Genomic DNA, 12,626 nt, shown 5'->3' with positions numbered 1-12,626 from the left:
TTATGCAATTATAAATTAAATTTTTTGCTCGGTGACGTCAGATTGGGGGGACGGATGACCGACGAGCTCAAGCGCAGATATTCCTTCGCCAACAGCCTGCTGTTCGAAACGCCGGGTGGATTGCGGTACACTCAGGACAGTCCGATCCTGCCCAATGTCTGGCTCGCCTTTGCCATGGAGCCACGCAGGCAGCATGAGCTGATCCTGACTTGCGCCGAAGAGGGCGGCACGGGGCAGGCGGCGCACAAGATCCGCCAGATGTTGAAGAACTACCGCGAAAAGCTGGAGAAGGACGCGGCCGGCGCAGGCGGGAAAGCGGGGAAGGGTGCGAGACATCCGCCGAGGGTCTCCTACATACCGGGCCAGATCGCCGTCCGTCTCTATTTCGACGAGATGATGCGGATCGTGCTCCCGTTGACACAGTGGTGGCACGAGACCTACGACCGGCTGCGTGTGCTCGAGCACACTTTGCGCGACGGAAAAAACGAGGCGCGGGTCGCGGAGTGGACACCCTTTCCCCAGCCGGACAAGACCAGGCAGCGCGAAGACGATCTTTACGACGCCCTCAGGGTGTTGCGCCGCAAGCTTCTTGTCGATGGCAAGGCCGAAGACGTCCTGAACGGCGACCGGAAACGGCTGGAATATGTCTATCGGATCCCGCCGGATCTGTGCTGGCTCGTGCGGATCACGGGCCTGATAGCCAACTGCATCGAAACGGACTGCAATCTTCTCGATGACGAGGATGAGTTGAGCGGTCCCTTCGAAAAGGAGTTCAACTATCTTCAGAGGGAACGGGCCAATCCGGACCTGATCGAGAGCTCCAGCGACCTGAAATCCCGCCAGGCCGATGCCAACCTGAGCCTGAAAGAGGCAATGAAGGCCAGGCGCGGCGTCGTTGAGGCCTTTACCCGGCTTTACGGGAACTGGGCCAAGAAGGACTATCCGACCGAGCGTTACATTTGGCGGGTGACCAAGAACCGGCCTGTCCGCCTCGCGGTCAACAAGTCGGCCCTTACCGTGAAAGCGGACGCGGCGACCCGGTTGTTCGACATCTCTTGCGGACGGATCACCTGGGCGGTTGTCGACAGCGGCATCGATCCCGGCCACGGGGCCTTCCGGCTGCATTCCACCGAGCATGAAAAGGAGATCCGCAAGAAGCTGGAGCTGGAACGTGAGGCAGGCGCAGAAGCGTCCGGGGACCCGGACCGCGAACCCGGCGAACTCCGGCTTGAGGATCTGACGAAGAGTCGGATCGTCAAGACGCTCGATTTCACGCGGCTCCGGGAATTGCTCGACTACGACATCAACGCCGAAAAGTCCGACAAGAAGGAAAGCAGCAAACAGAAGATCGTTCTTCAGGAAATCGCCCGGCGCATGGAGGGCGACGACGACAAGGCCAAACTGAGGAAGGCAGCCGGGCTTCTGGAGGAACTGAAACGGCGGATCCGCGTCGGCAAGGACATCAACTGGCAGGATCTCGAAGACGCCATCGTCGACCACAATCCGGGCGTTCCCGAAAACGATCACGGGACGCATGTCGCCGGGATTCTCGGAGCCGACTGGATCGAGGACCTGGAACATGAGCGCAAGGATTCGCTTGCCACGCGAACCCGGAAAATGCGTGGCGTGTGCCCGGACATCAATCTCATCGACGTGCGGGTCTTCCGCGACGACGGCCTGACAGACGAATTCGAGCTCCTGGCTGCCATTCAGTATCTGCGCTGGATGAACTCCCGGGCCGGGACGATGCAGGTTCATGGCGCCAATCTCAGCCTGTCGCTCATCCACGAGGTCCGCCGCTTTGCCTGCGGCCGGACACCGATATGCGACGAGTGCGACGAGGCGGCCGCTGCGGGCATGGTGATTGTCGCCGCTGCCGGCAACCGCGGTTTCGAAATGAGCGAGTTCGACGAGGTCCGCGCCTCCGACGGCTACCGTTCCGTGTCGATCACCGACCCGGGCAACGCCAACGGTGTCATCACCGTCGGCGCGACCCATCGCAAGAGGCCCCACGAATACGGCGTGAGCTACTTCTCGAGCCGCGGGCCGACGGGAGACGGCCGGCTGAAACCCGATCTGGTCGCGCCGGGCGAGAAGATCCATGGGCCGACGCCCTATAACCGGGCGGAATACAAGGACGGCACCAGCATGGCGGCGCCTCACGTGAGCGGTGCGGCCGCCATGCTGATGGCCCGTCATACGGAACTCGTGGCCCAGCCGGAAAAAATCAAGCGGATCCTCTGCGAGACGGCGACTGATCTCGGCCGGGAACGCTATTTCCAGGGGCACGGTCTCGTCGACGTCCTGCGGGCACTGCAATTTGTGTAGGAGATCAACATGACCGATCTGACACTACGGGCGGTGAAGGCCAAGCATGGCGACAGTCTGCTGCTCTTCGCTGGCGGAGCGACCGTTCTGATCGACGGCGGACCGTCCGGCGTCTACCGCCGTTTCCTGCGTGACCAGCTACGCGCGCTTCCGGCAAACGGCGGCGAACCGCCCGTCATCGATCTGATGATGGTCAGCCATATCGACGCCGATCACATCGATGGCATCCTCGACCTGACCGACGAGCTTATCGAGGCGCGGAACGAGGAGCGCGACCCGATCGTCGATATCCGCCGGGCGTGGCACAACAGTTTTGCCGACACGATCGCCGATCTGACCGGGTCTTCGCCGGCCTCGCGGCGTGGCGAGGCGGCCTCGCTTGCAAGCGCGCTGGAGGAAATCCGGTTTGACGGGTTCGATCCGCACGATTCGAAACTCGTTCTGGCCAGCGTCGGTCAGGGGCGTCAGCTCCGCCTCGACCTCAAGGCCCTGAACATCGACGTGAACCAGCGGTTCGACGGCCGGATGGCCCTGCAGGGCAATGCCTCGACGCCCTGGACCTGCGGTGACCTCAGCCTCGACCTCATAGGTCCGGCGCAAGAGCAGATCGACGACCTGCGGAAGAAATGGGCCAGGGAACTGAAGAAGATCCTTGAAAAGGAGGCCGACGCCGAACCGGCGGCACGCAGCATGGACACTTCCGTGTCAAATCTCGCATCGCTTGTCGTGATCGCAAAGGCGAACGGGAAGACGGCGCTGCTGACAGGTGACGCGCGCGGAGTGATGATCCTGAAATGGCTGGAGGAGACCGGACGTCTCGCGCCCGGCGGTTCCGTCCATTTCGACATCGTCAAGCTGCCGCATCACGGCAGCGACCGCAACGTGACCCCTGAATTCTTCGAGCGGGTCAAGGCGGACCATTATCTCATGTGCGGCGACGGCAAGCACGGCAACCCGGAACCGCACACCTTCAGGATGCTGTTCGAGGCTCGCCCGGAGCTCAATTACACGGTGCACATGACTTACGGCCCCGAGGAGCTCAAGTCGCACAGGGAATTCAGGAAGGAAAACCTGGGGCCGGTGCTGGACGAGGTTCTCCAGGGAGGCGGGCGCCGGGACATCCTGAGGTTTCCGGGCCCGGGTGAGACGTTCATCGATATTTCCATTTAGGGTTTGAAGGGAAGCGTTGTGGCCAACAGACTGATCCTTTGTCTCGACGGAACCTGGAACAGCACGTCCAACACGCGCGAGCGCGACGACAAGACCAAGGTCCTCAAGCCGACAAATCCGCTGAAACTCGCCCGCGCGATCCTGCCTGTGGCGCCGGACGGCGTGTCGCGGCAGATCACCTATTACGATTCCGGCGTCGGCGCGCAGGGGCTCTATCCCGGGATCAGCAACCGGCTGCTCAATTTCGCGGACAGCAAGCTGGGCGGCGCGTGGGGGGCGGGCTTCGAAGCCAATATCGAACAGGCGATGACCTTCCTGTCCAACAACTATCTGGAAGGCGAGGAAATCTACGTTTTCGGCTTCAGCCGCGGCGCGGCGCAGGCGCGCGGCCTGACCCAGTTCATTTCCTGGCTCGGCGGCGTACCGGCCAAGAACGATGCCTATTACATTCCCGAATTCTTCGGCCTCTACCTGAAGACCGAAGGCCGGGGAGATCCGCGCGAAGTCAGAAGCTCGAAGGGCGACATTCCGGCGGACCGGATCCGTCCGGTGGAAATTGCGCTGCTTGGGGTCTGGGATACGGTAATGTCGCTCGGGTCCCGGTTTCGCTCCACCCATGGCACTTCGGTTGACGAGAAGTCCTTTCACGTACGCCCAAAACCGGCGTCCTGCGTGCGTACCGCCGTTCAGGCGCTGGCCATCGACGAGGAACGCTACGATTTCCGTCCTGAAGTTTGGCTGGGCTGCGACAGCCATCAGACGCTCGAACAGCGCTGGTTCGCCGGCGCGCACGGGAATGTCGGCGGCAGCTATGGCAACGACGGCATGGCGAATGTCGCGCTCCACTGGATTGTCGACCGCGCGAAAGCTCTGGGACTGGCGGTCGACCAGGATTTCCTGCGGTTCTTCCGGCCTTTCGTTCAGGACGAGATCGGCAAGACCCGGACGCTGACGTATGTCCTCGCCGAGGCGGCGCGGTTCAAGCTCGGCAAGGGGGTGCGCCCGCTGGAAGGCTATCCGGAAGCCGCCAACCTCTCGATCGATCCGACGGTCGCCAAGCGCATGTGCAGCGATCCGGCCGAGTTCAGGGAGATGGACGAGCCCTATCGTCCCGCCCAGGTGATGGAGCTCGCGAAAAAGCACCCGGGCGGCATGGAAGGGTTTCTTCGCTCCCTCGGACAGGATCCTTCGAAGTGTCCGTCTCTGCTCAAGGACTGACCTGTCCGAGCAAACTTCGCCGCAATTGAAGGCCTGCCGTTTTCCGGTCTCCGGTCTCCTCGACGTCTTGCTTTTTTCATTTCGAGGCTCCACGTCTTGGGAGCTGACGGATTACATTTTCAATATGACTTTTCAGGAGCTGGCATGTTTGACAGAAGCGGAACGCCGCTTGGTGCGCGGGTTCGGATTGTTGCCTGGTTTCTCGCCGGACTGGTTTTCGGAGGTTTCGCGCCGGAAGCCTCGGCCCAGGACCCGTTCGACAGCGAAATGACCTTCGAAAATGTCTGCGCCGGCAATTCCGCGGCGTCTTGCTACATTCGCGCAGTCGGGACGATATCGAAGGACACACCGCAAGCGTTTCAAAAATACCTGGACGAAGACCATTCCGACGGCAACAAGGTGCTCCTGCACAGTCCGGGCGGCAGCCTGCTGGCCGGCCTGAAACTGGGAGAGCTGATCCGCGCAAGAGGTCTGGAAACCCGGGTGGGCGTCTGGAAGCTCGACGGAAACTTCGGTGAGGTCAGTACGGGTGGCGTCTGCGCCAGCGCCTGTGCCTACGTCTTTCTGGGAGGCACGGTGCGCCAGGTGCCGGAAGGCAACAGGCTCGGATTTCACCAATTCTATCTGAGCGCGCCCAGGGCCGGGGAGGTTTCGGCGGCGAAACTGGAAACCGCCCTCATGCAGGCACAGGAGTTGTCCAGCGTCATCGTCAGGTATCTTCTGGAGATGGATATCGATGCCCGTATTTTTGTGCTCGGCAGCGAGGCACGGTCGGACGACATGTTCTACCCGGATCGGGAGCAGCTTCTCGCCTTTTCCCTGGTCACGCCGCGCGGTTTCGGCGAATTCTTCCTGGAGCCCTACAAGGACGGTCTCGTGGCCGCCGCCAAGCGCAAGGGCGAAACACGGCTCTACGATGTGGCGAAACAGCTGACCGCCTACTGCCGGGACAGCATGCCCTACCTGCTGATTACGGCCGATAACGTCGTTCCCGACAGCTATGTGCCCGATACGATGCTCTTTTTCGCAACGGAAAGCGGGACCATCAAGGCTTCTGTAGGGGACAAGCGCATCCGCCGGGCCGGCAATCAGGCCTACGAGATCCTGCTCTCCCGGGAGGCGGTGGAGCTTCTGGGCAAGTCCCTCAAGTTCCGGTTCAGCCTGTTTCTCGCAATGGCCGACGGCGGCGAGATACGCGGTGAACTGGAGCTGTCGGACATGGATCGCCGTATTCTTGAGGCCAGCTATCGCTTCTGCATTTCGTGATATTTTCTTCCCCGCCCTGCAGGACCGGCAAGGCTTTCTTCAGCTTCCCGTGTTCCCTTCCGCAACGCGATAAAACGATGGAGACGACATATGCTGGTGACCACCACGAATACAATTCAAGGCAAGGATCTGGACTACAAGGGGCTCGTCACCGGAGAGGCGATCCTGGGCGCGAACCTGTTCAAGGACATTTTCGCCGGCATTCGCGATATCGTCGGCGGCCGCTCCGGGGCCTACGAGGAGGAATTGGAAAAGGCGCGCACGATCGCGGTCGACGAAATGTGCCAGCGTGCGCAGGCGATGGGGGCCAACGCGGTGATCGGCGTCGATCTCGACTATGAAACCGTCGGCCAGAACGGCTCCATGCTGATGGTCAGCGCCACGGGAACGGCGGTGATCATCCGCTAGACAGGGCCCGGATTCTCAAATTTAAAACAAGACCTTCTTTTGTTTCGACCCAATCGGTGATCTAGTGCCGCCAGCTTGAATCAGGAGGCACTGGATGGCATCGCACGGGTATGAGGGCGGGCGGCTGAACCTGCCCTTTGTCGGGATCTGCACTTTCGGGAAATATCCCTATCAGCCGGACTGGGACGCGATTGACGCGGATGTCGCGGTCATGGGCGCACCCTTCGATTTCGGAACCCAGTGGCGCTCGGGCGCCCGCATGGGCCCCCGCGCCATCCGGGACGCCTCGACCCTGTTTTCCTTCGGCCATGCCGGCGCCTACGATTTCGAGGACGACATCACCTATCTGCCGGCGGGGACCACGCGTATCGTCGATATCGGGGATGCGGATATCGTGCATACCGATACGCTCGAAAGCCACAGGCGCATCGAGCACGGCGTGCGCAAAATTCTGGCGGCCGGCGCCATTCCCGTCGTGCTCGGCGGCGATCACTCCATCAACATTCCCTGCATCAACGCCTTCGACGGCGAGGAGCCGATCCACGTGGTGCAGATCGACGCGCATCTGGACTTCGTCGACGAACGTCACGGCGTACGCTACGGCCATGGCAACCCCATGCGCCGGGCGGCGGAGAAATCCTATGTCACGGGCCTCACGCAGATCGGCATCCGCAATGTGTCTTCAACCGCGCGGGACGGTTACGAGGATGCAAGGCGCATGGGCTCCGACATCCAGTCCGTGCGGCACGTCCGCAAGCTCGGCATCGATGGCATGCTGGCACGGATCCCCGAGGGCAAGCGGTATTACCTCACCATCGATATCGACGCCTTCGACCCTTCCATCGCGCCGGGCACGGGAACCCCGAGCCACGGCGGTTTTCTCTATTATGAGGTTCTGGAACTGATCGACGGGCTCGCGCAACGCGGTCACATCGTTGGAATCGACCTTGTCGAGGTCGCGCCCGACTACGATCCGACGGGCTCGACCTCCACCCTCGCGGCCCAGATCCTGATGAACACGATTGGCCGGGTGCTGCATTACCGGTAGGCTTCTAGAACGCCCGTACCCTGTTTTGTCGTCCCGGTCGTTCTTTTTTGAAGCTTCCAGCGTTTGCGTTTACTGGATCCCTGCCTTCGCAGGGACGACAACTGAAGTTCAGTTATCGTTCAAACGACATCGACCAGCCCGCCCTGTCCTGGGTGAGGCAGGTTGATCACAACCCGTCGAAAAGACCCGTCGTCAGATAGCGTTCGGCGAAGGACGGAATGATGATGACGATGTTCTTGCCGGCCATCTCGTCGCGCCGGGCGACGCGGATGGCGGCGGTGAGTGCGGCGCCCGAAGAGATGCCGACGGGAATGCCTTCCAGTCTTGCGACCTCCCGGGCCATGGCAAAGGCCTCTTCGTTTGCAATGGCCAGGACCTCGTCATAGACCGACGTATCCAGGACGGCGGGCACGAACCCCGCGCCGATACCCTGGATCTTGTGCGGACCAGGATTGCCGCCGGACAGGATGGGGCTGTCCTCCGGCTCGACAGCCACCACATGCAAACCGGGTTTGCGGGCCTTCAGCACTTGAGACACCCCGGTGATGGTGCCACCGGTGCCGATACCGGAAACGAACACATCCACCTTGCCGTCCGTATCGTTCCAGATCTCCTCTGCGGTCGTGTTGCGGTGGATCTCCGGATTGGCCGGATTTTCAAACTGCTGCGGCATGACCGCGCCGTCGATCTCGGCGACAAGTTCCTCGGCGCGGGCAATGGCGCCCTTCATGCCTTTCGGGCCCTCGGTCAGCTCGAGTTCCGCACCCAGGATCTTGAACATCTTGCGGCGTTCGACGGACATGGTTTCCGGCATCACCAGGATGAGCCGGTAGCCCTTCGCCGCCGCCACGAAGGCGAGCGCGATACCGGTGTTTCCCGAGGTCGGTTCCACGAGTGTCGTCTTGCCGGGCGCGATCTTCTCTTCCGCTTCCATCGTCTCGATCATGGCGACGCCGATCCGGTCCTTGACGCTGGACAGCGGATTGAAAAACTCGAGCTTGGCAAGCAGGTTCGCCTTTGCATCGTGGGCCTTGGCAAGGCGATCCAGCCGTACGATCGGCGTATCGCCGATGGTTTCGGTAACGGAATTGTAGATCTTCCCGCGTCCGCTCGTTCTCATGGTCATGACTCTCTCCCAAGGAACCGGCATTTCCGCCGCCGGCCTGTAAATTTTTCGGATTGCAGAATAATACGGGTCTCTCGCCGTGGTAAGGTCTTCTATATGCCTATCCGGCAGTACCGGGAAAAACGGTTCTCCCAAAAACGGTCCCGGTGGTTCGAAACTGCCGCTCCGGGTCAGCTCCGGCCGGTCGAGCCGAAACCGCCTGCGCCGCGCGTGGTGTCCGAAAGGGCTTCGACTTCCTGGATATCCGCCTGAACAACGGGAGCGATCACCATTTGCGCGATCCGCTCTCCCCGGTTCACGGTGAAATCGGCGTCCCCCAGATTGATCAGGATGACCTTTACCTCGCCCCGGTAGTCCGCGTCGATCGTGCCGGGTGTATTCAGGACCGTGACGCCGTGTTTCGCCGCAAGTCCGGAACGCGGACGCACCTGTGCCTCGAACCCGGACGGCAGGGCCATGGCCAGTCCGGTCGGCACCAGCGCGCGGTCTCCCGGTTTGAGGGTGACCGGGGCGTCGACCGCCGCCAGCAGATCGAGACCCGCCGCCTGCTCGGACTGGTAGGCCGGCAGGGGCAGATCGCTGCCATGGTCGAGGCGTTTGAATTCAAGGGTGACTTGCATGATGGGCTACCGGCGGTTGGGGTCGGAAACTTCGCTGAAGGACGATATTCGCCGGATGGTGTCAAGGCCAAGCCTTGCCATGGATGCAACGTGGAATACTCATAAAATCGAAAGAGCGACTTGAAGCCGTTACGTTCTCCTGAAAGACTTCCGTCCTTCGCGCTGATACATAATTGGGAGATCGCGACATGAGACATTTGATTTTTGCATTCACGACAGGCGTGCTGCTTGCCGCGGCGCCGGCCGCCGGCGCGCAGACGGTCGGTTTTGCCGACGCCATCAAGATCCTGGCGGCTAGCTGCGGCAAGGACATCGAAAGTTACTGTAAATCCGCAACGCTGGCCAACAACGGCATTACCCAGTGTCTTGCGCAGAACGAGGCAAAAGTCTCGCAAAAATGCAATGCCGACCGGGTGGTCGTCATTTCGCTGATCCAGGAGCGCCTTGCGGCGCAGGCCGAAGCGCCGAAATTGTGCAATCGCGACGCACAGCAGTATTGCAAGGGCGTGCAGCCGGGCGCGGGTCATATTTTGCGCTGTCTGCTGAAGGCCGCGCCGTCGGTCAGCAAGAAATGCAACACGGCCATCGATCTGGCTGGTTACCGCTAATGCCTTTCGGGAGAGACCCCATGAAAAATTTTGCTCTTGCCGGCGTTGCGGCAGTCTTTCTTGGCCTGTCCGTGTCGGGCGGTATCGCGCAGACAAAACTGAGCCGTAACGAGATCATCAATTCCCTGCAGGGTGCGCAGCAGAAGGTGGATCTGACCGCCGACGAACTGCAGAAAGCGGCGATTGAAAACATCGAGAAATACCCCGGCGCCAACGCGCCGCAAAGCCTGCCCCTTGCCGACAAGCTGGCGTCGCTCCGGCAGTTCAACGTCGAAATCACCTTCGATTTCGATTCCGCGCGTATCCGGCCGGAATCCTACGAGACAGTCGGACTGATCGCGGACGCGCTGCACACACCCTATCTGCAGGGACAGACGTTCTTCATCGTCGGCCACACGGACGCGAAAGGTGCCCGCGACTATAATCTGGAGCTGTCCCGCAAGCGGGCGCAGGCGGTTCGCGAGGCGCTGGTGACCACATTCCGGGTGCCGGGCGAGTACCTCTTCGCGGTCGGTCTCGGCGAGGAGCAGTTGCGCGATCCCGCCAATCCGGATGCGGCCGTGAACCGCCGGGTTCAGCTGATCAATCTGGGTTACAAGTAAAATCGGTGACGTCTGCCGCCCCCGGACAGTTGTCAGGCTCCGGGGGCGGAACACGACTTGGTGATTGTTTGACGAGACCGAACAGCCCTTCTTAAAGAATTGGGCTAATGATCCGGCGCCGTGCGATTATCTTCAAGGTCACACATTCAAGATCAATGGAGTGACCCCCATGCCGGAAGTTCGGTCCAGCATTTCCCCTGTCTTTTTGGCCCATGGCGCACCGACCCTTGCGCTCGAGGATACCGCCGCCAGCCGCTTCCTGAAAAGCTTCGCCGCCGGTCAGCCAAAGCCGGAGGCCATCCTGGTCCTGTCCGCGCACTGGGAAACGGACGGGCTCAAGCTCTCCGCACCCGGTCCGCTGCGCACCTATCATGATTTTTACGGTTTTCCGAAACCGCTCTATGAGATCTCCTATCCGGCCAGGGCGGAAGAAAAAAGGGTCGACGAGACCGCGCGGCTTCTTGAGGAAAACGGCTACGATGTCGAGCTGGACAGCGAATGGGGCCTCGATCACGGCGCCTGGGTGCCCTTGTCCCTGGCCTTCCCGAGTGCCGACATTCCGGTCACCGCGCTGTCCCTGCCGAACGGCAGCACGCCGTCGTCCCTGTATGCGCTCGGAAAAGCCTTGTCACCGCTCAAGGAAAAAGGCGTGCTCATCGTTGGCTCCGGCAGCACGACGCACAATCTGCGCGCGATCAGGCCACAGGGGACGGCACCGGAAGACTGGGCTGTCCGGTTCGACAATTGGGTCGACCGGGGCCTGCAGACCGGTACGTCCGACTACTTCAGGGATCTGAACGACGCTCCGGATTTCCGGCTCAACCATCCGACGGAGGAACACCTTCTGCCGCTGTTCTTCGCCTTCGGTGCCGGCGGTCCGGACGCGCACCCCGAGCTTCTCCACCGCAGCTATGAATACGGCTCTCTCAGCATGAGCTATTTCCGCTTCGCGGCGTGAGGACGGCTTGGCCTGTCTATGAGGACCTGGCCAACGCTTCCGCCGCCCGCGCGATGATCCTGCGCGCCACATCCGTCTTGCCCATTTCAGGCCAGTCCTCGACGCCGTCCCGGGTCACCAGCCGGACGGTGTTGGCGTCGCCGCCCATGATACCGGTCTCCGGGCTGACATCGTTGGCGACGATCCAATCGGCGTTTTTTCGCTCCAGCTTGGATCGGGCGTTGTCTATGAGGTTCTGCGTCTCGGCGGCGAAGCCGATCAGCAGGCCGGGACGCAGGCTGTCGTGATGGCCGACGGTGGCCAGAATATCCGGGTTCTCGGCCAGCTCCAGCGCCGGTGGTTTGCCGCTGCCGTCCTTCTTGATTTTCTGAGCGCCCTGCGCGGCCACGCGCCAGTCGGCGACGGCGGCGGCCATGATGGCGATATCCGCCGGAAGGTTGGCCTCGACGGCTATCAGCATATCGGCGGCGGAGTCCACGCGGACCACATCGATATTGGCAGGGTCCGGCAATTCCACCGGCCCGGACACCAGGGTCACCCGGGCCCCGGCCTCGTAGGCGGCGCGCGCCAGGGCATAGCCCTGCTTGCCGGAGGAGCGGTTGGCGATGTAGCGGACCGGATCGATGGGCTCGTGGGTCGGGCCCGCGGTGATGAGTACATGTCTGCCGGCAAGCGGCAATACGCTGGCCTTGATGGCCTCGTCGCGCAGGACCGATTCCGCGGCCGCGACGATGTCCAGGGTCTCGCTCATCCGGCCGATGCCCGCCTCGCCTCTTTCGGCCATCTCGCCGGACGCGGGCCCGCAAAAATGCACGCCGCGGTCCTTCAGCACCTCGAGATTGCGCTGCGTGGCCGGGTTCAGCCACATCTTCGGGTTCATGGCGGGGGCGGCCAGAACCGGCTTGTCGGTCGCCAGCAGAACGGCGGTGGCCAGATCGTCGGCGATGCCATGGGACATTTTCGCCATCAGGTTCGCGGTGGCGGGCGCAATCAGGATCAGGTCGTGGTCCCGGGCCAGACGGATGTGGCCGACATCGTGTTCCGCCTCCCGGTCGAAGAGATCGGTGAAGACCTTCTCCGCCGACAGCGCGCCGACGGCAAGCGGCGTGACGAATTCCCGCGCACCGGCGGTCATCACCGGAATGACCCGGGCGCCGCGTTCCTTCAGCCGCCGGATCAGATCGAGCGACTTGTAGGCGGCGATCCCGCCGGAGACGATCAGCACGATCTCTTTGCCGCTCAACATGTCACGCAAAACTCCAAAAGCAGGCAGG

12 protein-coding genes are annotated in these 12,626 nt (G+C 61.9%); 9 read left to right on the top strand and 3 right to left on the bottom strand.

What is annotated here, in order from left to right:
* The first annotated feature begins 54 nt into the window (after nucleotides 1-54).
* From JF539_RS22195 to speB, 6 genes are all read left to right on the top strand, one after another.
* Nucleotides 55-2,328: a S8 family peptidase gene (locus JF539_RS22195; protein ID WP_207142941.1), complete on the top strand. Its 2,274-nt coding sequence runs from the start codon at nucleotides 55-57 to the stop codon at nucleotides 2,326-2,328.
* Nucleotides 2,329-2,337: 9 nt separating this feature from the next.
* Nucleotides 2,338-3,498, top strand: coding sequence for an MBL fold metallo-hydrolase (locus JF539_RS22190; protein WP_207142940.1), 1,161 nt, complete (start codon nucleotides 2,338-2,340; stop codon nucleotides 3,496-3,498).
* Between the two features lie 18 nt (nucleotides 3,499-3,516).
* Complete coding sequence (locus JF539_RS22185; protein WP_207142939.1) at nucleotides 3,517-4,716, top strand: phospholipase effector Tle1 domain-containing protein; 1,200 nt, start codon at nucleotides 3,517-3,519, stop codon at nucleotides 4,714-4,716.
* A 144-nt stretch (nucleotides 4,717-4,860) separates the two neighbouring features.
* Nucleotides 4,861-5,982, top strand: a complete 1,122-nt coding sequence (locus JF539_RS22180) for a hypothetical protein (RefSeq protein ID WP_207142938.1) — start codon at nucleotides 4,861-4,863, stop codon at nucleotides 5,980-5,982.
* 90 nt (nucleotides 5,983-6,072) lie between these two features.
* Complete coding sequence (locus JF539_RS22175; protein WP_207142937.1) at nucleotides 6,073-6,390, top strand: heavy metal-binding domain-containing protein; 318 nt, start codon at nucleotides 6,073-6,075, stop codon at nucleotides 6,388-6,390.
* A gap of 94 nt (nucleotides 6,391-6,484) precedes the next feature.
* Nucleotides 6,485-7,438, top strand: a complete 954-nt coding sequence (gene speB / locus JF539_RS22170) for an agmatinase (protein WP_207142936.1) — start codon at nucleotides 6,485-6,487, stop codon at nucleotides 7,436-7,438.
* Between the two features lie 166 nt (nucleotides 7,439-7,604).
* Here the strand turns inward: speB and cysK are convergent, their stop codons facing one another.
* Both cysK and dut read right to left on the bottom strand, forming a co-directional pair.
* Nucleotides 7,605-8,564 (bottom strand): cysteine synthase A, encoded by a 960-nt coding sequence (cysK, locus tag JF539_RS22165; RefSeq protein ID WP_207142935.1) that lies wholly within the window; start codon nucleotides 8,562-8,564, stop codon nucleotides 7,605-7,607.
* Nucleotides 8,565-8,734: 170 nt separating this feature from the next.
* Nucleotides 8,735-9,184, bottom strand: coding sequence for a dUTP diphosphatase (gene dut, locus JF539_RS22160; protein WP_207142934.1), 450 nt, complete (start codon nucleotides 9,182-9,184; stop codon nucleotides 8,735-8,737).
* A gap of 173 nt (nucleotides 9,185-9,357) precedes the next feature.
* Between dut and JF539_RS22155 the strand changes: the two genes are divergently transcribed.
* From JF539_RS22155 to JF539_RS22145, 3 genes are all read left to right on the top strand, one after another.
* Complete coding sequence (locus JF539_RS22155) at nucleotides 9,358-9,792, top strand: hypothetical protein (RefSeq protein WP_236042617.1); 435 nt, start codon at nucleotides 9,358-9,360, stop codon at nucleotides 9,790-9,792.
* Nucleotides 9,793-9,812: 20 nt separating this feature from the next.
* Nucleotides 9,813-10,394 (top strand): OmpA family protein, encoded by a 582-nt coding sequence (locus tag JF539_RS22150; RefSeq protein WP_207142933.1) that lies wholly within the window; start codon nucleotides 9,813-9,815, stop codon nucleotides 10,392-10,394.
* Nucleotides 10,395-10,563: 169 nt separating this feature from the next.
* Nucleotides 10,564-11,352: a DODA-type extradiol aromatic ring-opening family dioxygenase gene (locus JF539_RS22145; RefSeq protein WP_207142932.1), complete on the top strand. Its 789-nt coding sequence runs from the start codon at nucleotides 10,564-10,566 to the stop codon at nucleotides 11,350-11,352.
* A 16-nt stretch (nucleotides 11,353-11,368) separates the two neighbouring features.
* Here JF539_RS22145 and coaBC read toward each other — a convergent pair whose 3' ends face one another.
* Nucleotides 11,369-12,598, bottom strand: coding sequence for a bifunctional phosphopantothenoylcysteine decarboxylase/phosphopantothenate--cysteine ligase CoaBC (coaBC, locus tag JF539_RS22140; protein WP_207142931.1), 1,230 nt, complete (start codon nucleotides 12,596-12,598; stop codon nucleotides 11,369-11,371).
* Nucleotides 12,599-12,626: the final 28 nt, after the last annotated feature.

This window comes from Roseibium aggregatum (assembly GCF_017309185.1).
Taxonomy (GTDB): Bacteria; Pseudomonadota; Alphaproteobacteria; order Rhizobiales; family Stappiaceae; genus Roseibium; species Roseibium aggregatum_B.
Note: the sequence above shows the minus strand (reverse complement) of the source record. Positions and strands in the feature narration are given on the sequence as shown.